Below are 21,750 nucleotides of genomic sequence, written 5' to 3'. Positions count from 1 at the left end.
ACGCCATGGAGCCCTCCAACAACACCCTGGCTGACTGGCTCGACCTTCACGACGCGGCCCTGCCGGTCGACTTCGCCAGCCACCTCGACGCGGCCAACCTGGCCAGGCTGCTGGAGAAACTCGATGGGCGCCAGCAACGCCTGGCCCTGCTGCTGCAGGCGATGGTGCAACTGCTGGAAGCCCAGGGGCTGCTCAGCCAGGAGAAGCTGCTCGCCATCGCCGAAGCGATCGATCGCAAGGACGGCGTCGCCGATGGCCGCCAGGCCCGTCCGCCATCCCTGCGCTGCGGTCAGTGCGGACGGGAGAACATGGGCAACCGTCAGCGCTGCCTCTACTGCGGCAGCGTGGATCTGAGAACGCTGGGATCACGCGGATGAAGCGGGGACGGCGCCATGGGAGCGGCCTGCCAGATTGATCCGGCAGTCAGCGCGAGCGACAGCTCTCCCACGGCCAGGCAGACCATGGAGGCAACAGCACTGTTCGCGACTCCACTCTGGAGTTTCGACTATCCGGACCGGGATCAGCTGCTCACCTGGAGCGAACACATTCTCCGCCTCGAGTGCAACGACGCCAGCGGCCTGACGCTCACCAATCAGGGAGGGTGGCACAGCCAGACCGATCTGCTGAAGGATCCGGAGCTGAACCGTCTGTTCCGATGGATCGCGGGCTGCACCCAGCAGGCGATGGAGAGCATCGGCTGGGATACAGGCCGAGCCAGCCCCTGCTTCAACAACGCCTGGGCCATGGTGAACCGGGAAGGGCATTCGGTCCGGGCCCACCTGCATCCCAACAGCCTGTTCAGCGGCGTGCTGTATCTCACCGCTCCGGAAGGCAGCGGCGCCATTGCCCTGCTGGATCCTCGCGCCGGGGCCCAGGTGCTGCTCCCACCCCTGCGCGATCCTGCGGCTGGCTATGCCTGCGGGCGTGTGCTGCGTCAACCCCGGCCAGGCCTGCTGCTGCTGTTTCCGGGCTGGCTCTGGCACGAGGTTGAGCGAAGCTGCAGCAGCAAACCAAGAATCTGCATCAGCTTCAACATTGGAATGCAACCGCTTCGCAGCAACACCGATGCGTGAAGAAAGGACAAGACAGGTGAAGCCACATGCGATGAACTCTCCCAGACCAAATCAATCGTTAGCCGGAAGTTAATCCCCCGATAACCACGGACATGGCGTGGTGCCGCCCGACACATCGTGCTGGTGTCGGGGCAGTCATGCATGCGGCGCAGCGCTCGGCAGCCTGAAAGAGATTTGCTCAATCCGGCATGTCTGCGCTGACCACAGGCCCTCTCTCCAGCATCGATCTGGGTGGAGCAGAAATCGCCACGTTCTCTTCAGAGCATGCCGTTGCCCTGGTCACCGGTGGCGACAACAGCCTGCGACTTGTCAACCTCAGCTCCATCAGCAATCCACAGCTGCTGAGCGCGTTCGCGCTTCCCGCTGCCGCCCAGAGCGTTGCCGTGAGCGGTGATCTGGTGGCGGTGGCCCTGGTGAACCCGACTGACAAGGCCGAGGAAGGCAGCATCCTGTTCCTGCGCCTGTCCGGCACCGGTGAACAGACGACCCTCACGGCACTCGGGGAGGTGAAGGTGGGTGCCCTGCCGGATTCGGTGGCATTCAATGCCGCCGGCACCAGGCTTGTGGTGGCCAACGAAGGCGAAGCGATCGACAGCACCACCACCGATGCGGTGGGTTCGATCTCCCTGATCGACGTGAGCAGCTTCACGGCAGCCACCACCGACGCCAATGGTTTTGCTGTCACCACGCTGGGCTTTGAGGCCTACAACAATCAGAAGGTGAAGCTGGGTCTGCTGGGCATCCGCCTGAATGAAGGCACTCCCGGAGCCACCGCCGCCCAGGATTTTGAGCCGGAAGCCATCGCAATCGTGGGCAACAAGGCCTACGTGACATTGCAGGAGAACAACGCCATCGCCGAGGTGGATCTGGCCAGCGGCAAGCTCAGCGACATCTGGAGTCTCGGGATCAAGGACTGGAGCCGCGGCACCCCCGAGGCCAGCAACTACGCCTTTGATCTCGCCTACACCGGCACCCGCCCCGATTTCAATGGCAACGGAACCGTTGAGGCCGGTGAAGTGATCGCCGGCGGCCTCTCCGGTCTGTGGTACGAGGGCAAAGAGGGAACAAGCGAGTTTTACCTCACGATCAGCGATCGCGGCCCCCAGGCCGCGAACATCGGCGATCGCCCCAATGACAACCCGAACGATCCGAACAGAGGCGAGAAGATCTTCGACGATCCCGACTTCGCGCCGACGGTCTACCGCCTGGCCAACAACGACGGCGTTGTCACGGTGGTCGACACCATCAGCCTGAAAGTGCCCGACGGCAACGGCGGCTTCCGTCTGGCCACCGGCATCGGCGAACTGCCCGGCACCGACGACAAGGCCTTCGCTCTGAAGACGGCCGGCAACGGCATCGCCGGTGACCCCAACCAGTACAACGTCTACGAACAGGTGGGCTGGGATGCCTTCGGCCTGGACACCGAGTCGATCAACGCATTCACGCTGCCCGGTCTCAATGGCGGCAATCCGGTATTCGCCGTCTCCGACGAATACCGCCCTCAGGTGGCTCTGTTCGATGCAAGCACGGGCAACCTGATCCAGCGCTTCGTTGCCAGCAACACTGTTTTCAATCCCAGCGATTACGCCGCAGGCCGCGGTGATGTGGCTGGCTACACCACCTTCTCGCTGCCGGCGGTTTACGGCGATCGCCAGGCGAACCGCGGCTTCGAGGGGATGGCCTTCAATCCCAACGATGGCCTGCTCTACGCCTTCGTACAGAGCCCTCTGCGCCCGGATGGCTACAACAACAAGGAATTCATCCGCATCCTCGCCATCAACCCCCTGAGCGGCGAGCCTGTGCACGAATACCTGAGCCTGCTGCCGATCGAGGCCGGTCAGGACAAGATCGGTGATGCGGTCTATGACGCCGAGCGCGATGTGTTTCTCGTCATTGAGCGCGACAGTGAACTCGGCGCCACGGCGAACAAGTCGATCACGGAAATCAATCTCAAAGGCGCCACAGACACTCTCGATTACACGCTGGCCCAGAACGGCAAAAACTGGGCTGATGTGCTGGGTGGAAGCACCCAACCGGAGCTGGTGGACCTCAAGACCACGCCATTCGGCAGCATCGCCGATCTGCTGGACAGCCAGGGCATTCAGATGGCACGCCGCGAGGAGCTGTTCAATCTCCCCAGCGTCCGCGGAGCGGATCCTGCCTTCGACAAGGCCGAAGGGCTCGCCCTCAAGCCCGATGGCTCGCTCGTGTTCGGCTTCGACAACGACTTCATCAAGGTGGCCGATCGCGCCGACAACGTCCTCACCGAAGTGCGCTTCATTCCGACCCCGATCGACACGAACGACAGGGACGGCCAGACGGATGACATCGCCGTCCGCAAGCTGTACGGCCTCACCATGGCCGACGGCCTTGATGCCTTCAGCCAGGGCGGCGAGACCTTCATCATCGTGGTGGGCGAAGGAGACGATCGCGCTGGCGATGATCCCAACAGCATCAGCACCCCCGACAAGACCCGGGCCGGGAGTCTCAATGGCGCCGACACCGCCAACCTCGGCAGCCGTCTGAATCTGTCGAACACCGATGGTGATTATGACGGGGATGGTGTGCTCGACCAGGCCTATGCCTTCGGCAGCCGCAGCTTCCGCATCTACGACCAGAACCAGAATCTGATCTTTGATTCGGGGAACCAGCTGGAAGAAATCGCCAAGCAGCTTGGCATCTACGACGAAGGCCGCAGCGACGACAAGGGCACCGAGCCCGAGATGGTGACCACCCAGGTGATCAACGGGCGCCGCTATGCCTTCATGGGCCTTGAACGGGGCACCACCTCAACCGTGTTGGCCTATGACATCACCGATCCCTACCAGCCGGTCTATGTGCAGGCGCTTCAGTCACAGTCCTCGATCTCACCGGAGGGTGTGAAGTTCATCCGTGACGACCAGTCAGGCACCGGCTATCTGATGGTCGCCAATGAAGTCTCAGGCACACTCGAGTTCTTCCGCTTCGGCGATGTGCGCTCCGCCGCTGACCAGAACCAGTTCAACGGCGGCACACTGCCCGAGATGATGCTGCCGGTGTCGGGTAGCGGCTTCCGCACCGAAGCGCTCTACACAATTGGGGGTGGTGATACCGGCAGGATCACCGGCATCCCCGATGGCCTGGGCGCCTATCGGGTCGATGACGACACCATCCGCATCCTGATCAACAGCGAGATCGGCAACGACAAGGGCTACAGCTATCTGCTCGCCAGTGGGGCCGAGCTCAAGGGCGCACGCATCAACTTCATCGAGGTCAACAACGCCGGCCAGGTGGTCAGTGGCGGCCTCGCCTACGACACCATCTACGACCGCAACGGCGATCTCGTCACCGACGAGGCTCAGGTGCGCGGTCCCGGCATCTCGGTCGGTGGCCTGAACCGCTTCTGCTCCGCCAACCTGGTGGAAGCAAACACCTTCGGGCCCGGCAAGGGGGCCGCCGATCGCCTGTTCCTGCTGGGGGAGGAATTCACCAACGGCACCATGTGGATCCTCGATGTCAACGAGGGTGAGCTCTGGGCCGCTCCCGACCTGGCCTATGGCGGCTGGGAATCGGCCGCCATGGTCGACACCGGCAGCACCGACACCGTGGCCTACTTCCTCGGTGACGACGGTCCCGCCGGAGAAGGCGCTCCCCTCTATCTCTATGTCGGCACCAAGAAGGCCGATGGCAATGTCCTCGAGCGCAACGGCCTGGTGGGCGGCCAGCTCTTCTACTGGAAATCGACGACGGGCGTTCGCAATGAGGATGGCCTGGCAGAAGGTGGCACCGATGCAGGCACCTGGGTGGCCATCGATGCTCAGGATGTGAGCAAAGCCGGCCAGCCTGGCTACGACGACCAGGGCTACAAGCTCGCCCCCACCCTCCGCACCGAGGTGTTCAACGGGGGTGGCTTCATGGGCTACCGGGTGGAAGACGTGGATTTCAACCCCAACGACCCCAGCCAGATCGCCTTCAACACCACCGGTGGCGGGAAGAATGACAGGGCCGGTGATGACAAGTTCGGCTCGGTCTGGACTCTCGATGTCAGCTTCAATGCCGATGGCACCGCTCCGGCAACTGCTCTCCTCAAGCACCTCTACGACGGTGACGCTGCTGACAATCAGCAGCTGGGCGTACGCAGCCCGGACAACCTGGCCTGGTCCGCTGACGGCAAAATCTATGTCAATGAAGATCGCTCCACTCCCTTTGAGGGCAAGGAAGCCTCCATCTGGAAGGTGAATGCCACCTCCGGTGACGCCGAGCGCATCCTCGTCATGAACCGCGATGCCGCACTCCCCGCCGGCCAGACCGATACGGAAGCCGGCAGTCTCGGCGCCTGGGAGAGCAGCGGCATCATCGATGTCTCCGCGCTCTACGGAAACACTCCGGGCACAGACTTCTTCTTCACCGTCCAGGCCCACGGGGTCAAGGGAGGCTCCATCGACGACCAGAACCTGGTCGAGGGTGGGCAGATCGTTGCCGCCTCTGCGGCTGCCCCGGCGGTGGAGGCGTTCATGACGCCCTCCGCTCCTGGTTATGCCGTCGAGTCCCTGTACACCATCGGTCAGAGCGTCGCGGGCTTCACGGCCACCGGCATCCCCGATGGCCTGGGCGCCTATCGGGTCGATGACGACACCATCCGCATCCTGATCAACAGCGAGATCGGCAACGACAAGGGCTACAGCTATCTGCTCGCCAGTGGGGCCGAGCTCAAGGGCGCACGCATCAACTTCATCGAGGTCAACAACGCCGGCCAGGTGGTCAGTGGCGGCCTCGCCTACGACACCATCTACGACCGCAACGGCGATCTCGTCACCGACGAGGCTCAGGTGCGCGGTCCCGGCATCTCGGTCGGTGGCCTGAACCGCTTCTGCTCCGCCAACCTGGTGGAAGCAAACACCTTCGGGCCCGGCAAGGGGGCCGCCGATCGCCTGTTCCTGCTGGGGGAGGAATTCACCAACGGCACCATGTGGATCCTCGATGTCAACGAGGGTGAGCTCTGGGCCGCTCCCGACCTGGCCTATGGCGGCTGGGAATCGGCCGCCATGGTCGACACCGGCAGCACCGACACCGTGGCCTACTTCCTCGGTGACGACGGTCCCGCCGGAGAAGGCGCTCCCCTCTATCTCTATGTCGGCACCAAGAAGGCCGATGGCAATGTCCTCGAGCGCAACGGCCTGGTGGGCGGCCAGCTCTTCTACTGGAAATCGACGACGGGCGTTCGCAATGAGGATGGCCTGGCAGAAGGTGGCACCGATGCAGGCACCTGGGTGGCCATCGATGCTCAGGATGTGAGCAAAGCCGGCCAGCCTGGCTACGACGACCAGGGCTACAAGCTCGCCCCCACCCTCCGCACCGAGGTGTTCAACGGGGGTGGCTTCATGGGCTACCGGGTGGAAGACGTGGATTTCAACCCCAACGACCCCAGCCAGATCGCCTTCAACACCACCGGTGGCGGGAAGAATGACAGGGCCGGTGATGACAAGTTCGGCTCGGTCTGGACTCTCGATGTCAGCTTCAATGCCGATGGCACCGCTCCGGCAACTGCTCTCCTCAAGCACCTCTACGACGGTGACGCTGCTGACAATCAGCAGCTGGGCGTACGCAGCCCGGACAACCTGGCCTGGTCCGCTGACGGCAAAATCTATGTCAATGAAGATCGCTCCACTCCCTTTGAGGGCAAGGAAGCCTCCATCTGGAAGGTGAATGCCACCTCCGGTGACGCCGAGCGCATCCTCGTCATGAACCGCGATGCCGCACTCCCCGCCGGCCAGACCGATACGGAAGCCGGCAGTCTCGGCGCCTGGGAGAGCAGCGGCATCATCGATGTCTCCGCGCTCTACGGAAACACTCCGGGCACAGACTTCTTCTTCACCGTCCAGGCCCACGGGGTCAAGGGAGGCTCCATCGACGACCAGAACCTGGTCGAGGGTGGGCAGATTCTGCGCGTCAGCAATCTGGCCCAGAACAGCGACGCCATCACCGGCATCGATGCCTACCAGGGGCCGGATGTCCCCTTCCTGCTCGATCTGGCTTCCACGGGCTTCAGCGCCGTGGCTGCCGAGGCCACAGCCTCCCGAGAGGCCGACTTCAGCTCTCGTGTCGGCTTCTACAGGGTTCTCAACGAGAATGGCGATGTTCGCGATGCTGTTTCGGGAGTCATCTACAAGCCCGGCGATGCCGGCTATGCAGCCGCTGCACTTGCAGAGAGCAACCGCGTCAGCGACACCGAGCTGTCGCGTGCCGATGATCAATCGGCCTCGGAAGCGATCGTGTTCAACGAGGTCAATCAGGGTCTCGTCGCCCTCTATGGCACCGTGCTGACCACGAACCAGACCTTCTTCAGCTTCGCTGCGGCGAATGACGATGGCTACAACCACTTCAAGTTTCTCGCCCCTAACAAGGTGGGCTTTGAAGATCTCTTCGGGGGTGGCGACAAGGATCACGACGACCTGATCGTCGATCTCATCTTCGATCTCATCTCCGGCTGAGCAAACCCCACTTCTGACACTGGAAGTTCTCCGAAGGCCCCCTGGTCAGGGGGCCTTTTTTTGTTGCCTGTTGACCCTTCGATGCCACCAGCCTGTCCTGCCGAAGGGCAGTGAGGATCTGCAGGCGCTGCCGCCACCCCCGCTCTGAGGCACCTCTCCGGCAAGGGCCGCTCAGGCGACGGCAAGCATCTCCAGCCGAGGACGATCCCTGCTTTCGAAGGCCATCACCCAGCGGATCGCCGACAACAGCCGCTCCATCTGCCCATGCCCGGACCAGTCCTGCAGGCAGACGAGGAACTCGCCGTAACCGATGGGGATCTCATAGGGCAGCGCCACCAGATCGGTGCGGATCAGCGGCGTCAGCGCCATCCCCCAGTAACGGCTCTCCACCAGCGTCTCCTCGCTGGGAGTGGCCGCCGTGCCGAACAGTTGCCCATCCAGTTGCTGCGTGCAATCCCAGGCCGATGGCGGCACGAAGGGCAACCTCCGCAGCTGGCTGGAGCCGGCGATCTCGGCATGGCCCAGGCCCGTTTGAAGGGCCAGGGAGCCTGCCGCCGGTGCCAGCAGCAGCATGGGCGTGGAGTAGACGGGGAACAGGGCGAAGCGACGACGATCCAGGCCGGCGACCACGGGCCAGGGCGCCAGGAGGGCGTCGATGACGTGATCGCCGAGCAGCTGGAGCGGACAGACCGGCGTGACCGACACTTCGGCTGGATTGAGCCGCCAGGATTCCGGCAGGTTGCCGCGCAGCAGCGGCTGGATCCAGCGGTAGCCATGCAGACGCAGCTCCCTCGCCCTGGCGAAACGCCAGCGCTGATGCACGGCGCGCTCCAGACAGAGGAAGTCCTTCTGCGCGACGCTGCTGTGCCCGGTGGCCAGCTGCCTGGCCTCACGGCATCGACGGCTCACCGTGGATTGATTGCAGCCCAGTTGGGCAGCGGCGATCGTCTGACAGCCCAGCCATTCGTAGAAGTCCGCGACACGCAGACGATCTGGATCAAGCATGGGTGCCGAAGTCGCTGCTCAGCCGCAGAGAAAACCACGCAGCTTCATCCCAATGGGTCATGACGCAGTGCAGGTCAAAGAGCAGGGTTTCAGCATGATGCAGAACGGGAACAAATGTATCGGCAACCGCCTGTCGTCGGAGAGGGATGGCGGTGCTGATGCAGCGGGCCGGCCAGGCTGACTACAGCAGCGAGCCCTGGTGATCCACTGGCTGCAACCGTGGTGCCGCAGCCTGCTCGTCTCCCCGCTCCTCGGCCTCACCGGCCTTCACCTCCAGGGCCTGCTCGATCACCCGGTCAGTCAGCGCGTCGAAGTAGGCCGACAGTGTGGATTGCAGCTCGAGGAACTCCGGCCAGAGCGTGTCGTCCACGAAGCTGCGGCTGAGGCGAGCCATCACGGTGGTACGACGCTGACGGCGATAGCGGTAGGGCGAGACCCCATAGCGGCGCAGCAGAGCCACGAACAGATGCCGCGACCACTGATCCGCGAGGGTGAAGCGGTATTCGATCGGGGGTTCGTCAGCAGCCAGCTGCTCCAGACGGGCCTGAATCCGCTCGCGCGCCCGTGCGGCCGCCACCCGCTCGCCATCGGTGCCGGCTCTGGCGTACAGCGCCTCGATGCGCTGCAGCTTCTCGACGAGCTGCGCCTCTGGTCCCTCGGGGGAAGAGGCCACCGTGCGCATGCCTCGGGGGCGCTGGGCCATCGCAACATCCGGTGCTGCCGAATCCTGGCACCGTGGAGACACAGCAACCTTCGCCGGCCGCCAGGCTGAAACGATGGCTCCGCCCCGCTGCCCTCCCATGCCGCAGGCCCCACCGCTGCATCTCGCTGCCGATGGCGCTGCGGACCGCAGCGCCGCAGACCGCACCGCTGCAGAGAGTGGCGCCCCGGACAGTGGTGCCTCACCGGCGATCATCGACGTGCAGGGGCTGGGCAAGACCTATCGGGTGGCCGACAAGCAGCCCGGCCTGGCCGGCACTGTGCGGCACTTCCTGCGCCGCCGCACGCGCGACGTGCAGGCGGTGCGCGATGTCAGCTTCACGATCCGCCCCGGTGAGATGGTGGGCTTCCTGGGGGCCAACGGCGCCGGCAAGACCACCACCCTCAAGATGCTCTGCGGCCTGATCCATCCCACCGCCGGCCGGGTGCGGGTGGCAGGCCTTGTTCCGCAGCGGCGGCAGGAGGCATTCCTGCGCCAGATCACCCTGGTGATGGGCCAGAAGCAGCAGCTGATCTGGGATCTGCCGCCGCTCGACTCGCTGCGGGTGAACGCCGCCGTCTACGGCCTCAGCGACGGCGTGGCGCGGCGCCGCATCGGCGAGCTGGCGGAGATGCTCGAACTGGGCGAGGAGCTCACCCGGCCGGTGCGCAAGCTGTCGCTGGGGCAGCGGATGAAGGCGGAGCTGCTCGCCGCCCTGCTGCATGAGCCGGCGGTGCTCTTCCTCGATGAACCCACCCTGGGGCTGGATGTGAACGCCCAGGCACGGGTGCGCACGTTTCTGGCCGACTACAACCGCCGCACCGGCGCCACGGTGCTGCTCACCAGCCACTACATGGCCGACATCACGGCGCTCTGCCCGCGGGTGCTGCTGATCCATCAGGGGGCGCTGTTCCACGACGGGCCGCTCGATGCCCTCTCCGCGCGGCTGGCACCCTGCCGGCAGGTGCGTCTGGAGCTGGCCGAGCCGCTGGCGGCCGAGGCCTTCGCCGGCTACGGCGAACTGGAGGCCTGCGACGGCCGCGCCGTGCGCCTGCTGGTGCCGCGAGCGCAGCTCACCGAGGTGGTGGGCCAGCTACTGGCCCGCTTCGACGTGCGCGATCTGGAGGTGAACGATCCGCCGATCGAAGAGCTGATCGGCGGCCTGTTCCGCCAGGGGGGCCTGTGAGGCGGGACGCTGGGGCGCTGCAGGAACGCCGGCGCCGCGGCGGCCTGAGGCCAGCGGTGGCACGGGCGCTGCTGGGCAGCCAGTACGCCCTGATGCTCGAGTACCGGGCCGAGATCGCCCTGTGGGCCCTGTCGGGGCTGCTGCCGTTCATCATGCTGGCCCTCTGGAGCCAGGCGCCGGCGGGAGCGGCGCTGGGGCTGAACGGCGCCCAGCTCGGCCACTACTTCCTCAGCGCCTACCTGGTGCGCCAGTTCTCGGTGGTATGGGTGGTGTTCGCCTTCGAGGAGGACGCCCTGCTGGGGCGCCTGTCGCCCTACCTGCTGCAGCCCCTGCATCCGCTCTGGCGCTACGTGGCGGCTCACCTGTCCGAACAGCTGACGCGGCTGCCCTTCGCCGCCGCCATCGCCGCCCTGTTCTTCCTGGTGAATCCCGGCTCGTTCTGGCTGCCCTCCCCGGGCGCCTTCCTGCTGGCCTGGCTGGCGACGCTGCTGGCGTTCACGATCGCCTTCCTGCTGCAGAGCCTGATCGCGGCTCTGTGCTTCTGGAGCGAGAAGGCGAGCGCGCTGGAGCGGCTGCTGTTCGTCCCCTACCTGTTTCTGTCGGGGCTGCTGGCGCCCCTGGCGGCCTTCCCGGAGCCGCTGCGTTCCTGGGCCTGGCGCACGCCGTTTCCTTATCTGATCGATTTTCCGGCGCGGCTTCTGGCAGGGCTGCCCGTGCCGTTGGCCGCCGGTTTCGCGGGGCAACTCCTGTGGATCGCCCTGCTGCTTCCCCTGGCGCTGCTGCTCTGGCGGGCCGGCGTGCGCCGCTACACGGCGATGGGGGCCTGATGGACAGGCCCATCCGGCACTACCTGCTGACGCTGCGACGCTTCTGGGGCACCGCCCTGGCCGGGCAGCTGGAGTATCAGGCCAATGTCTGGATCGAGCTGCTGGCGATGGTCGCCAACCTGGCCGGCAGCCTGCTGCTGCTGTCGTTGTTCTTCCCGAAACCGGAGGCGGGCGCCGCGGCGGCAAGGCTGGGGGGCTGGAGCTGGGAGGCGGCCCTGGTGGTGCAGGGGCTCTACACCCTGCTCGATGGTGTCGCCAGCACCTGGCTGCGGCCCAACCTGGGGGCGATCGTCACCCTTGTGCGCGAGGGCACGCTCGATTTCGTGCTGCTCAAGCCGGTCGACAGCCAGTTCTGGCTGTCGCTGCGCACCCTGGCGCCGGCGGGGCTGGGCGAGATGGCCCTGGGGCTGGGTCTGATCGCCTGGGCCGCGCCGCGCGCCGGCGCCCCCGCCGATCCCCTGGCCTGGCTGCTGGCCGGGCTGATGCTGCTCACCGGAGTCGCGATCCTGTACGCCCTCTGGTTCCTGCTGGCCACCACCAGCATCTGGTTCGTGAAGACCTGGAACGCCACTGAGGTGCTGCGTGCCGCCCTCACCGCCGGCCGCTTCCCGCTCAGCGCCTATCCACCCACCCTCAGGCTCGTGTTCACCCTGGTGCTGCCGATCGCCTTCCTCACCACCGTGCCGGCCGAGGCGATCCTGGGGCGCGCCACCCCCGGCTGGATCGCCCTGGCGCTGCTGGTGGCGGCCGTCAGCCTGACGCTGTGCAGGGCCTTCTGGCGCTTCGCGCTGCGGCATTACACGTCGGCCTCGAGCTGAGCCTGGCGTCGGGTTGAGGCAGCTCAGAGCCGGGTCAGCTCTTCAACAGAGCAACGACGCACCCCCATGACGGGCCAGCATCGTCCCCTGCGCCCACCACCATGAATCTCGCCCCCCTCGCCCAGACGCTTCTGCCGATGCTGCAGAGCCCCGCCGGCGCGGTGCTGTTCGTGCCTCTCTATGCCCTGTGGGTGACGCTGCTGCTGCCGGGGGTCTGGGCCTCGATGCTGGCGGGCGCCCTCTACGGCACCTGGTGGGGCAGCCTGATCGTGTTCCTGGGCGCCTGCCTGGGGGCAGAGGCGGCCTTCCTGCTCGGGCGCCACTGGCTGCGCGACTGGGCCCGGCGGCAGCTGCAGCGCACCCCGAAGCTGCTGGCGATCGAGCAGGGCGTCAGCCGCGAGGGCCTGAAGCTGGTGCTGCTCACCCGCCTGTCGCCGGCGTTCCCGTTCTCGCTGCTCAACCTGGCCTATGGCCTCAGCGACGTCAGCCTGCGGGACTACAACATCGGCCTGATCGGCATCCTGCCGGGCACGATCCTGTTCTGCGGCCTCGGGGCCCTCGCGGGTGATGTGGCTCGCTTCGGGGAGGTGCTCAGCGGCGAGGCCGATGCAGGAACGTGGACCCTGCGCATCGTCGGCCTGCTGGCCACGGTGGCCAGCGTGTGGCTGGTGGGAAGGGCGGCGCAGCGGGCGCTCACCCCTCCCGGAAGCCCCTGAGGGGCTGGCTCAGAAGGTGGTCGAGATCAGCCCTGGCATCGCTCACTCCGGCACCGGCAGACTTCGATCCCGCAGGGTGGCGATCGCCACGAACCAGGCCAGCCGCAGACGGGCCAGGAGGCCGGGACGGGAGGCCAGCTCGAGGTACTTGGCCCGGCCGCAGGCGCTGCGGATGCCGGCGGGGATGGAAGGTGGCTGCAGGTCCATCAATGCCTGGAACAGGTAGGCATCAATCCTGGCGCCCCCACCAGCGGCAGCGGCCGGCGCGCTCCCGGGCCGCAGGCCGAAGCACCGCAACAGCCTGCCGCGGGGTGGCCCGCCCAACCCCGAGCCATGACAGAACAGGCGCCCGCAGGATGGCAGGGGCCTGGGCCGGCAGCAGGCTGGAGTCCGCCGATCACCCAGGAGGGCCCTCCGATGCCCGCGCCATCCCGCCCAGGCTGCCGCTGCAGGATTGGGGCAACAGCGGGCGGCTCGCGATCCCGTCGAGCCGCAGCAACGTCTCGTTGGCAGGCGGGGCCAGCCCTGATGGTTCTGGCAATGAGCCTGCTGGGAGCAGCGATGCCCCTTCGTGCCGCCCCCGCCCCTGAGGCGGAGCAGGCAATCCGCGCCAGCTACCTGTGCCGCGGTCGATTCGACGCCGTCGAGCTCACCGCCCTGTTCTTCAACCGCGACCCCAGCGAGGTGATCCTGCTGGTGGGCGAGACGGCCACGCGTCTGCCCCGGCGACTGTCCGCCAGCGGCAGCCGCTACGCCGCAGGCAGCCAGGAGTTCTGGATCAAGGGCGAGCAGGCCAGCTGGACGCTGGGAGCCCATGCCGCCGCCACGATGCAGTGCAGCACAAAGCCGGCTCAGAGCCAGCGCTGACGGCGGAAATACACGACCAGCGACACGGCGATGACGCCCATCAGGGCGAGAATGAGAAAATATCCATCCCTCCACTCCAGCTCCGGCATGTGCTTGAAGTTCATGCCATAGATGCCAGCGATGAAGGTGAGAGGAATGAAGATCGTCGAGATGATCGTCAGAATCTTCATCACCTCATTCATGCGGTTGCTGAGGCTGGAGAGATAGGTGTCGTGCATGCTCGCCAGCGACTCACGGGCATTCTCCACCATGTCCATCACCTGCACGGCGTGGTCATAGAGATCGCGCCAGAACACCCTGTTCTCCTTCTTCAGCAGCGGCGACTCACTGCGGTTGATCGCCGAGATCACCTCGCGCAGCGGCCAGACAGCACGGCGCACCTCCAGCAGTTCCCGCTTGAAGCGATACAGCCCACCGATCTCCGGCTGCATGGCATTGGAGAGGAGCCGGTCCTCAAAGTGCTGCACCCATTCACCGATCGACTCGATGGCGAGGAAGTAATGATCGACCACCGCATCCATCAGGCTGAAGGCCAGATAATCCGCTCCCAACGCCCGGATACGGCCCGCACCGCGCCGGATGCGCTGACGCACCGCCTCGAAGACATCACCGCTGTCCTCCAGGAAGGAGAGCACGAAACCATCACCCAGAATCACACTCACGTGCTCCACCGTCACGCCGCGACCATGGCCCTGACGGTGCACCATCTTCATCGCCAGGAATCCATAGTCGGGAAACTCCTCCCATTTCGGCCGGTGCGAGGTGTTGGCGATGTCCTCCAGCGTCAGCGGATGCAGGGCGAACTCCTCCCCCAGCGCCTGGAGCAGCGCCATGTCATGCACGGCGCTGACATTGATCCACAACAACCCGGGGCGACTGCGGGCACCACGACAGTCCTCCAGCGTGGCCGGGCTGATCTCCGCCACGGTCTCGGCGTCATAGAGAAACAGATCCAGCCGCGCCTGTTCGCTGCGCCGTTGACCGACAAACACGGGTGTGCCCGGTGCGGTGAACAGCTTCTCCTGCGGCATCGGCTGCAACGACGGCCTGCGGCGAGGGGTCGTCATCAATGCGCCACCCATGTGGGAGCAGGGTAAGAAGCCCGTGGCACCATGCCCAGCCGAAGATCCAGCGCCCGCTGCAGCGCATCTGCATCGGGCCCACACCCTGACGATGCTCAGCTCTGCTCCACCAGGCGCCCACCATCGAGGTTGATGATCCGGTCGGCGATGTCGAGAATCTTGTTGTCGTGCGTCACCATCACGATGCCGGCGCCGCTCTCATTGGCCAGGGCGCGGAACAGCTCCACCACATCCCGCCCGGATTCGCGATCGAGGGCCGCGGTGGGTTCATCGGCCAGCAGCAGGCGCGGCACCGGGGCCAGCGCCCGGGCGATCGCCACCCGCTGCTTCTGGCCGCCGGAGAGCTTCTCGGGGTAGTAGCTGATCCGGTCGGCCAGTCCCACCCGGCCCAGCATCGCGGCGGCGCAGGCATCCATGGCCGGGCGGCCCCGCTCCAGCCAGTCGCTGCGCACCTCCAGCCCGATCCGCACATTTTCCAGCGCATTGAGATAAGGCATCAGGTTGTGGGCCTGGAAGATGAAACCCACCTGGCGGCGCAGGCGCGTGAGCGTGGGCGGATCGGCATGCAGCAGCTCCGATCCGAGGATGCGCAGGCTGCCGCACTGGGCGGCGCGCAGGCCCCCGAGCATGGTGAGCAGGGTGGTCTTGCCGGAGCCCGACGGGCCGGTGAGGATCAGGATCTCGCCGGGATGCAGGCAGAGATTCACCTCGCGCAGCACCTGCTTCGGCATCCCCCCCTCGAAGAACCAGTGGTCGAGGCCGCTGACCGTGACCAGGGGCTCGGCTGCTTCCAGGCTGGCAGCCGTCACTCCGCCCGCGTTTTCATGCGAAAAACGGGCAGCGTCAGGTGGTGGAGCCTGTGGGCCGGTTCCCGCCGGCTCTGGGGCGGGCCCGGAGCCGGCGGTTTCCAGTGGCGGCAGCGGCTCAGGCGCCATCAGAAGATCTCCGCCGGATCGAGGCGGCGCAGCTTGGCGGTGGCCAGCCAGCCGGAGAGGGAGCACATCACCAGGGTGAACACGAACACCAGCACCGCCCGCTGGGCCGTCATCACCACCATCAGCGAGGTGGAGCGGGCGAGAAAGCCATAGAGGCCCAGCGACAGCAGCAGGCTGGGGCCGAAGGCAAGCACCGCGAGGATCAGCGATTCCTGCAGGATGATCGCCACCACGAAGCCATCGTCGTAGCCCATCGCCTTGAGCGTGGCGTATTCGGCCAGATGATCGGTGACATCGGAATAGAGAATCTGATAGACGATGATGCCGCCCACTACCAGCCCCACCAGCACACCCAGGCCGAAGATGATGCCGAACGAGGTGTTGCGCTGCCAGTAATTCACCTCCGCCTTCTCCAGCTCAGGGATCGTCAGCACCTTCACTGAGGAGCCCAGAAAACTCTGCAGCGTCGCCTGCACCCGCCGTGGATCGACGCCGGGTTCGAGCTGAATCACCCCCATCTGGATGTCGTCGGCGCTCTGATCCGGGAAGTAGTTCTTGAAGTTGGTGGCCGACGTCAGCAGGTTGATGTCGGCGGCGAAGGTGACACCCATCGTGAACAGGCCGGTCACCACCGCCCGGGTGCCACGCAGTTCGGTCTGATAGATCTCACCGCTGCCGACCATCGTCGCCACCGGCCCTGCCACCTTCTTGGAGCGGCTGTCGAACAACACCGCATCGGAGCGCTGCAGCAGCAGGGGGTTGGCCTCCAGCTCCGGAATGCGCAGCGCCGGGTTCTCGGGGGTGAGCCCGAAGATCATCGCCTGCTTCTGCTGGCGCGTGTCGCGGTTGATCCATTCCGCCAGCCCGAGATACAGCGGCGTGACCGCCTTCACCCCCTGAATACCGAGGGCCTGGCTGAGGCGGGCGCGGGGAAAATTGAGCTGCTCGCCGAGATAGAGATAGCGGCGGCTCACCATCACCAGCTCGCCGTTGATGCGTTGCAGCGGTCGCTTCTGGCTGTCGTACAGACCGCCTGAGAGGCCCATCTGGAAGAACACCAGCACATTGGCGAAGCTCACGCCTGCCAGGGCCGCCACCAGGCGCATCGGTCGGTGGATCACCTGGCGCCAGGCCAGGGGGGTGCGACGCAGGGCATTCATCGACAGGCCCTCATCGGCTGCTCCCCATGGGCGTCTCGGTGGCGTGGCCGGTGGTCCATCGGTGACCTCAGCGGGGCGGAGGCGGGGCAGCACCGCCGGTCTGCTGGCGGATCAACGCTTCCTGGCGCTGGCGCTGCTGCTGCTTCTGGGCTTCGGTGAGGGGCTCGAACAGCACATTCACCTGCAGATAGTTGATGGTGCTGGCGATGGCGGTGGCCTGAGGGCCCAGGCCGATCTTCACCTCCACCACCCGTCGGTCGAGGTTTTCACCCGCCTCACCGGTGAACACCGTCTGGCGGCTCACCTGGCGGGCGATCTCCACCACAGTGCCGCTCATCTGCTTGTCCGGGAAGCCCTCGGCCGTGATCACCGCCTTCTGCCCCAGGGCGATGCCGGGGCGGTCGGTCTGATACACCTCGGCGATCACCCCCATGCGGCTGCTGTCACCGATGTCGAGGATGCCGTCATCGCCCACCTTGTCGCCGGGATGGGCATAGACCTTGAACACCGTGCCGCTGAACGGCGCCAGGATCGTGGCCTTCGCCCGTTCACTGCGGTTGCGGGCCAGATCCGCCTTCTTCTCCTCCAGCTCCGCCGCCAGGGTGGCCCGGTCGGAGAGGGCCTGATCGAGGTTGGCGCGGGTGGTGCTGGCGAGGGTCTGGCGCCGGTCGCGCTCCTCGGCGCTGCTGGCACCGCTGGCATAGAGGGAGCTATAGCGGCGCAGCTCCACTTCCGCCTGGGCCAGCTGGGCGCGGCTCTTCTCGATCACGCTGTCCTGGCTGGTGATGCGGCGCTCAGCGGTGGCGATCGCCGCCTCGGACTGGCGCACGGCCTGCTCGAGCGAGGCGGCGCTCTCGAGGATCGCCAGCGGCTGCCCCTTCGTCACCTGCTCGCCATCCTTCACCAGGATGCGGCTGACCGGATCATTGGCCAGGCTGCTCGGCACTGACAGCTTCACCACCCCGTCGAGGGGCTCGATCCGCCCCAGGGCGGCGATGCGGCGGGGCAGCAGCGCCGGCGGCGTGGCCTGACGCTGGCGCTCCTGCCGCTGGGTGTGCAGCCACCAGGCACCGCCACCGCCGGCAACCACCACCAACAGGGCGATCAGCGCCGCCAGCCGGGAGGGGCGTCGCGTCTGCAGAGGCCCCGGCGGAGGGGCTGCCGGGGCCGAGGGCTCCGGCATCGAGGGGGGCGAGCTCATCCCGCAGGCGGCCAGGGCGAACCTGGGTTATAGGCCCCCGCTGCAGCGCCGACCAGCCGCGATCGGTCGCCCACCCGACCACAGCTGAAGCCCTGACCACACCAGAGGAGCGACCGGCAGAGACTGGCGAAGGGCTCAGGCCACGGGGCTCAGGCACGGTGGCGCCAGCGATGGGGCCAGCACGTCCACCGCCGCAGCCCTGGAGCCACCATCCAGCCAGCGGCTGCACGCTCAGCGGAGTGGCCGGGCTCAACCCGCAGGGCACCGGGAGGCCCCGGGGGCTCAGGCCAGCAGGGCCAGGAGCTCCGCCTCATCGAGCACCGGCACCCCGAGGCTCTCGGCCTTGGCCAGCTTGCTGCCGGCCTCCGCACCGGCCACCACATAGCTCGTCTTCTTGCTCACCGAACCGGTGACCTTGCCGCCGGCCGCCTCGATGCGCGCCTGGGCCTGGCTGCGGCTCAGGGTCGGCAGGGTGCCGGTGAGCACGAAGGTAAGGCCAGCCAGGGGCTTCTCGGCGGGCTCAACCGCCGCGGCGGCCTGCTCCTCGGGGGCGGGGGCGAGGGCAAAGCCCCGCTGCCGGAGCGTCTGGATCAGATCCTCATTGGCCGGCGTGGCGAACCACTGCTGCAGGCTCTGGGCGATCTCAGCGCCGATGCCGTGAATCGCCGTGATCGGCGCCGGATCGCTCAGGGCGGCCTCGCGCAGGGCGTCGACGCCGGGGAAGGCCTGCGCCAGCGCCCTGGCGGTCACCTCGCCGACGTGATGGATGCCCAGGCCGTAGAGCTGCCGGTGCCAGGGCTGCTGTTTGGAGGCCTGCAGGGCCACCATCAGGTTCGCCGCCGACTTCTCCCCCATCCGCTCGAGGCTGGCCAGCAGGGCGGCATCGAGGCCGTAGAGATCGGGGATGGAGCGCACCAGGCCCCGGTCCACCAGCTGCTCGATCAGCTTCGTGCCGAGCCCGTCGACATCGAGGGCACCCTTGCTCACCCAGTGACGCAGGGAGCCGCGCAGGATCGCCGGGCAGCCGTTGTTGACGCAGCGGGTGGCTGCCTCACCGTCCTCGCGCACGAGAGCGGAGCCGCACTCCGGGCAGGTGTGGGGCAGCTGCAGGGGCTGCGCGCCAACAGGCCGCAGTTCGGGGAGCACCCGCACCACCTCGGGGATGATCTCGCCGGCCTTGCGCACCACGATCGTGTCGCCGCTGTGGAGATCGAGCTCCACCAGCCGGTCGGCGTTGTGCAGGGTGGCGCGGCTCACCGTGGTGCCGGCCAGCGGCACCGGCTCAAAGATCGCCACCGGCGTCACCGCTCCGGTGCGGCCCACCTGGGCCTCGAGGCGCAGCAGCCTGCTGGGAGCCTCCTCGGCGGCGTACTTGAGCGCGATCGCCCAGCGCGGCGCCTTCTGGGTGAAGCCGGCCTCGTCCTGGAGGCGCAGGTCATCAAGCTTCAGCACCACACCATCGGTGGCGTAGTCGAGCTCGTGGCGCCGCTCCTCCCATGTGGCGCAGAAGGCCTCCACCGCCGCCAGATCGCTGAGCAGGGCGGCATTGGGGTTGACCCGGAAGCCGGCGGATTGCAGCCATTGCAGCGACTGCCACTGGCTGCCCGGCCGGAGGGGATCCCCCGTCTCCGTGCCGGCCTGCCAGTCCTCCGGCAGATGCAGGGTGTAGGCGAAGAAGTCCAGCCGCCGGGCGGCCACCACCTTCGGATCCAGCTGCCGCAGGGTGCCGGCGCAGGCGTTGCGCGGGTTGGCGAACAGGGCCTCACCCCGCTCCGCCCGCTCGCGGTTGATCGCAGCGAACACCGGATCGGGGATCAGCGCCTCACCGCGCACCTCCAGCCAGGGGGGCGGCGAGGCCAGCTGCAGCCGCAGCGGCACGCTCTGGATCGTGCGCACGTTGGCGGTGATCTCCTCCCCCTGCTCGCCGTCGCCGCGGGTGGCGGCCCGCACCAGCACACCGTGCTCGTAGCTGAGGGCCAGGGCGTTGCCGTCGATCTTCAGCTCGCCCACCATCGGCAGGGCCGGCAGAGGCTCACCGGCGGCAGGCGTCCGGTCGAGCACCTTGAGCAGTCGGGAATACCAGGCCTCCAGCTCCTCGACGCTGAAGGCGTTGTCGAGGCTGAGCAGGGGGATGCGATGCCGCACGCTGACGAAGCCCTCGGCCGGCGCGCCACCCACCCGCTGGGTGGGGCTGTCGTCACTGAGCAGCGCCGGATGGGCCTGCTCCAGCTCCAGCAGCTCGCGGTAGAGGCGGTCGTAGACCGCGTCCTCCATCAGCGGCGCGTCGAGCACGTAATAGGCGTGGGCGGCGCGGTTGAGCAGGGATCTCAGCTCGGCGGCCCGCTGGCGCTGGGCCTCGGAGGGTGCCGCTGCCGCGACCGCTGCAGCGGCAGGAGCGTCATCGGCCGGCTGCGGGGGCGCGGAGCGGGGCACGGAAACGGGACGCGTCAGGCGGCGGCGAGCTTCTGGATCCGATCCACCCGCCAGGCGTCCTCCACCTTGACGAAGGTGAAATCGAGGGGGAGCTCCTCCTTGCCGTCGGACTTGAGCTTGACGGTGAGGATGATCTGGTCCTCCTGCAGGCGCGGCCGGCCGGACTTGAGATTGCGGTATTTGTTGAGCTGCAGACCGGCGAGGAAGCGGATGAACTGCTGGCGGTTGACGTGGGAGCGGTAGTTCTTGGTGGTGAGCAGATAGGCGCCGTCCACCTGGCCGGAGGCCACCTGGTTGAAGAACTGCTTGAGCAGCGGGTTGATGCCGCGGGCGCTGAGCACCAGCTTCACCGCCGAGATCGTCCAGTAGAGGAGCAGCGCTCCGGCCCCGGCCAGCAGGGCCTTCGTGCCGATGGTCTGCACCAGTCCCGCGTCCATGTCTGCGCCTGAAATCGTCGGAGCCGAGAGTCTGACCGACGACGTCACGCAACGGGGACGCCATGATGCGGCGACGTCGGTGGACCACACGCCTCGACCCGTGCCCCTGGAACCGCTGCTGCCCCTGTTCCACCGGCTCAACCGCGAGCACTTCGAGAACTCCCTGCTGCGCGAGGAAGGTCCGCTGGTGACGGTGCGCTGGAGCGACGGCCGCCTGACGCGCACGGCCGGGCTCTACCGCAGCGGCCGCCGGCCGGACGGCAGCGACCTGTGCGAGATCGTCCTGTCCAGGCCACTGCTGGAACCGCTGCCCCGCCAGGCGACGCTGAGCACCCTCTGCCACGAGATGATCCACGCCTGGATCGACCGGGTGCTAGGGGTCCGGGAGGTGCATGGTCCCCGGTTCCGCGCCCGCATGGCCCGCATCAACGCCAGCCAGCAGGAGTTCGAGGTGAGCGTGCGTCACCGCTTCCCGGTGCCGCAGAGGCCCGCCGCCTGGATCGCCCGTTGCCCCTGCTGCGGCCTGCGCTCCCCCTACCGGCGCCGGCGCGAGGGTCTCGCCTGCAGGGCCTGCTGCGAACGACTGCACAACGGCCGCTGGCATGCGGACTGCCTGCTGCTGTTCGAACGTGCGGCCGGCTGACCGCCGCCCATCTCCCCGCGTCTGGCTGACCCGGCCCAGCGATCAGCCAGTGGCCGCGGGGCCCCGTCCTGGCCGGGATGGGCCGATGGGCGGGGGGCAGGCGTAGGGTCCGGCGATCCGACGGCGGCCATGGCCACCTTTCTCTGGACCCTGGAATGGGGCGGACTCACCATTGCGCTGGTGGGGATGGGCCGCGA

18 protein-coding genes are annotated in these 21,750 nt (G+C 67.1%); 9 read left to right on the top strand and 9 right to left on the bottom strand.

Annotation, left to right across the window (positions count from 1 at the left end):
• Window positions 1-5: 5 nt before the first annotated feature.
• The 3 genes from H8F25_RS09065 (at window position 6) to H8F25_RS09055 (ending at window position 7,543) form a co-directional block, all read left to right on the top strand.
• Entirely contained in the window at window positions 6-377 is a 372-nt protein-coding gene (locus tag H8F25_RS09065; protein ID WP_197210131.1) for a hypothetical protein, read from the top strand.
• An 84-nt stretch (window positions 378-461) separates the two neighbouring features.
• Window positions 462-1,073, top strand: a complete 612-nt coding sequence (locus H8F25_RS09060; RefSeq protein WP_197210130.1) for a 2OG-Fe(II) oxygenase family protein — start codon at window positions 462-464, stop codon at window positions 1,071-1,073.
• A gap of 188 nt (window positions 1,074-1,261) precedes the next feature.
• Window positions 1,262-7,543 (top strand): esterase-like activity of phytase family protein, encoded by a 6,282-nt coding sequence (locus H8F25_RS09055; RefSeq protein WP_197210129.1) that lies wholly within the window; start codon window positions 1,262-1,264, stop codon window positions 7,541-7,543.
• A 171-nt stretch (window positions 7,544-7,714) separates the two neighbouring features.
• Here H8F25_RS09055 and H8F25_RS09050 read toward each other — a convergent pair whose 3' ends face one another.
• Together H8F25_RS09050 and H8F25_RS09045 are read right to left on the bottom strand one after the other, a co-directional pair.
• Window positions 7,715-8,548, bottom strand: coding sequence for a hypothetical protein (locus H8F25_RS09050; RefSeq protein WP_197210128.1), 834 nt, complete (start codon window positions 8,546-8,548; stop codon window positions 7,715-7,717).
• A 181-nt stretch (window positions 8,549-8,729) separates the two neighbouring features.
• A complete protein-coding gene (locus H8F25_RS09045; protein ID WP_231596719.1) occupies window positions 8,730-9,251 on the bottom strand; it encodes a hypothetical protein in 522 nt (173 codons plus the stop codon).
• 208 nt (window positions 9,252-9,459) lie between these two features.
• Here H8F25_RS09045 and H8F25_RS09040 point away from each other — a divergent pair, with 208 nt between their 5' ends.
• From H8F25_RS09040 to H8F25_RS09025, 4 genes are all read left to right on the top strand, one after another.
• Entirely contained in the window at window positions 9,460-10,434 is a 975-nt protein-coding gene (locus H8F25_RS09040) for an ATP-binding cassette domain-containing protein (RefSeq protein WP_197213668.1), read from the top strand.
• A 92-nt stretch (window positions 10,435-10,526) separates the two neighbouring features.
• Window positions 10,527-11,261 (top strand): ABC-2 family transporter protein, encoded by a 735-nt coding sequence (locus H8F25_RS09035; RefSeq protein ID WP_197213667.1) that lies wholly within the window; start codon window positions 10,527-10,529, stop codon window positions 11,259-11,261.
• Window positions 11,262-11,272: 11 nt separating this feature from the next.
• Window positions 11,273-12,079 (top strand): ABC transporter permease, encoded by an 807-nt coding sequence (locus H8F25_RS09030; RefSeq protein WP_370525882.1) that lies wholly within the window; start codon window positions 11,273-11,275, stop codon window positions 12,077-12,079.
• Between the two features lie 101 nt (window positions 12,080-12,180).
• Window positions 12,181-12,795: a TVP38/TMEM64 family protein gene (locus H8F25_RS09025; protein WP_197210126.1), complete on the top strand. Its 615-nt coding sequence runs from the start codon at window positions 12,181-12,183 to the stop codon at window positions 12,793-12,795.
• Window positions 12,796-12,837: 42 nt separating this feature from the next.
• Here H8F25_RS09025 and H8F25_RS09020 read toward each other — a convergent pair whose 3' ends face one another.
• Window positions 12,838-13,002 carry a hypothetical protein gene (locus H8F25_RS09020; RefSeq protein ID WP_197210125.1) on the bottom strand — a complete coding sequence of 55 codons (165 nt, stop codon included), beginning with the start codon at window positions 13,000-13,002 and terminating at the stop codon, window positions 12,838-12,840.
• Between the two features lie 354 nt (window positions 13,003-13,356).
• Here H8F25_RS09020 and H8F25_RS09015 point away from each other — a divergent pair, with 354 nt between their 5' ends.
• Entirely contained in the window at window positions 13,357-13,662 is a 306-nt protein-coding gene (locus H8F25_RS09015; protein WP_197210124.1) for an MliC family protein, read from the top strand.
• On the opposite strand, the gene corA is transcribed toward H8F25_RS09015, so the two are convergent.
• From corA to H8F25_RS08985, 6 genes are all read right to left on the bottom strand, one after another.
• Complete coding sequence (gene corA / locus H8F25_RS09010; RefSeq protein ID WP_231596718.1) at window positions 13,647-14,729, bottom strand: magnesium/cobalt transporter CorA; 1,083 nt, start codon at window positions 14,727-14,729, stop codon at window positions 13,647-13,649. The genes H8F25_RS09015 and corA overlap by 16 nt on opposite strands.
• A 110-nt stretch (window positions 14,730-14,839) precedes the next feature.
• The gene (locus tag H8F25_RS09005; protein ID WP_370525710.1) at window positions 14,840-15,553 is read right to left on the bottom strand and encodes an ATP-binding cassette domain-containing protein; all 714 of its coding nucleotides are present in this window, start codon (window positions 15,551-15,553) and stop codon (window positions 14,840-14,842) included.
• Window positions 15,554-15,678: 125 nt separating this feature from the next.
• Window positions 15,679-16,932: an ABC transporter permease DevC gene (gene devC, locus H8F25_RS09000; protein WP_197210121.1), complete on the bottom strand. Its 1,254-nt coding sequence runs from the start codon at window positions 16,930-16,932 to the stop codon at window positions 15,679-15,681.
• Window positions 16,907-18,040, bottom strand: coding sequence for an efflux RND transporter periplasmic adaptor subunit (locus tag H8F25_RS08995; protein ID WP_197210120.1), 1,134 nt, complete (start codon window positions 18,038-18,040; stop codon window positions 16,907-16,909). The genes devC and H8F25_RS08995 overlap by 26 nt, the downstream gene beginning before the upstream one ends.
• 282 nt (window positions 18,041-18,322) lie before the next feature.
• Window positions 18,323-20,371, bottom strand: a complete 2,049-nt coding sequence (gene ligA / locus H8F25_RS08990) for an NAD-dependent DNA ligase LigA (protein ID WP_231597346.1) — start codon at window positions 20,369-20,371, stop codon at window positions 18,323-18,325.
• Between the two features lie 116 nt (window positions 20,372-20,487).
• On the bottom strand, window positions 20,488-20,910 hold the full coding sequence (locus H8F25_RS08985) for a hypothetical protein (RefSeq protein WP_197210118.1): 423 nt from the start codon (window positions 20,908-20,910) through the stop codon (window positions 20,488-20,490).
• Between the two features lie 100 nt (window positions 20,911-21,010).
• On the opposite strand from H8F25_RS08985, the gene H8F25_RS08980 reads away from it, so the two are divergent.
• Window positions 21,011-21,553 (top strand): SprT family zinc-dependent metalloprotease, encoded by a 543-nt coding sequence (locus H8F25_RS08980; RefSeq protein WP_197210117.1) that lies wholly within the window; start codon window positions 21,011-21,013, stop codon window positions 21,551-21,553.
• The last annotated feature ends 197 nt before the right edge of the window (window positions 21,554-21,750 follow it).

The organism is Synechococcus sp. CBW1004 (genome assembly GCF_015840715.1).
Lineage (GTDB): Bacteria > Cyanobacteriota > Cyanobacteriia > PCC-6307 > Cyanobiaceae > Cyanobium.
This window is presented reverse-complemented; position numbering and strand designations above follow the sequence as displayed.

Bases quoted from the DNA above. Each gene is read 5' to 3' on its own strand.
- H8F25_RS09020 (WP_197210125.1), bottom strand. From the start codon at position 13,002: ATGGACCTGCAGCCACCTTCCATCCCCGCCGGCATCCGCAGCGCCTGC.
- corA (WP_231596718.1), bottom strand. From the start codon at position 14,729: ATGACGACCCCTCGCCGCAGGCCGTCGTTGCAGCCGATGCCGCAGGAG.
- H8F25_RS08995 (WP_197210120.1), bottom strand. From the start codon at position 18,040: ATGAGCTCGCCCCCCTCGATGCCGGAGCCCTCGGCCCCGGCAGCCCCT.
- H8F25_RS09050 (WP_197210128.1), bottom strand. From the start codon at position 8,548: ATGCTTGATCCAGATCGTCTGCGTGTCGCGGACTTCTACGAATGGCTG.
- H8F25_RS08985 (WP_197210118.1), bottom strand. From the start codon at position 20,910: ATGGACGCGGGACTGGTGCAGACCATCGGCACGAAGGCCCTGCTGGCC.
- H8F25_RS09055 (WP_197210129.1), top strand. From the start codon at position 1,262: ATGTCTGCGCTGACCACAGGCCCTCTCTCCAGCATCGATCTGGGTGGA.
- H8F25_RS09065 (WP_197210131.1), top strand. From the start codon at position 6: ATGGAGCCCTCCAACAACACCCTGGCTGACTGGCTCGACCTTCACGAC.
- H8F25_RS09025 (WP_197210126.1), top strand. From the start codon at position 12,181: ATGAATCTCGCCCCCCTCGCCCAGACGCTTCTGCCGATGCTGCAGAGC.
- H8F25_RS09060 (WP_197210130.1), top strand. From the start codon at position 462: ATGGAGGCAACAGCACTGTTCGCGACTCCACTCTGGAGTTTCGACTAT.
- H8F25_RS09015 (WP_197210124.1), top strand. From the start codon at position 13,357: ATGCCCCTTCGTGCCGCCCCCGCCCCTGAGGCGGAGCAGGCAATCCGC.
- H8F25_RS09045 (WP_231596719.1), bottom strand. From the start codon at position 9,251: ATGGCCCAGCGCCCCCGAGGCATGCGCACGGTGGCCTCTTCCCCCGAG.
- H8F25_RS09035 (WP_197213667.1), top strand. From the start codon at position 10,527: ATGCTCGAGTACCGGGCCGAGATCGCCCTGTGGGCCCTGTCGGGGCTG.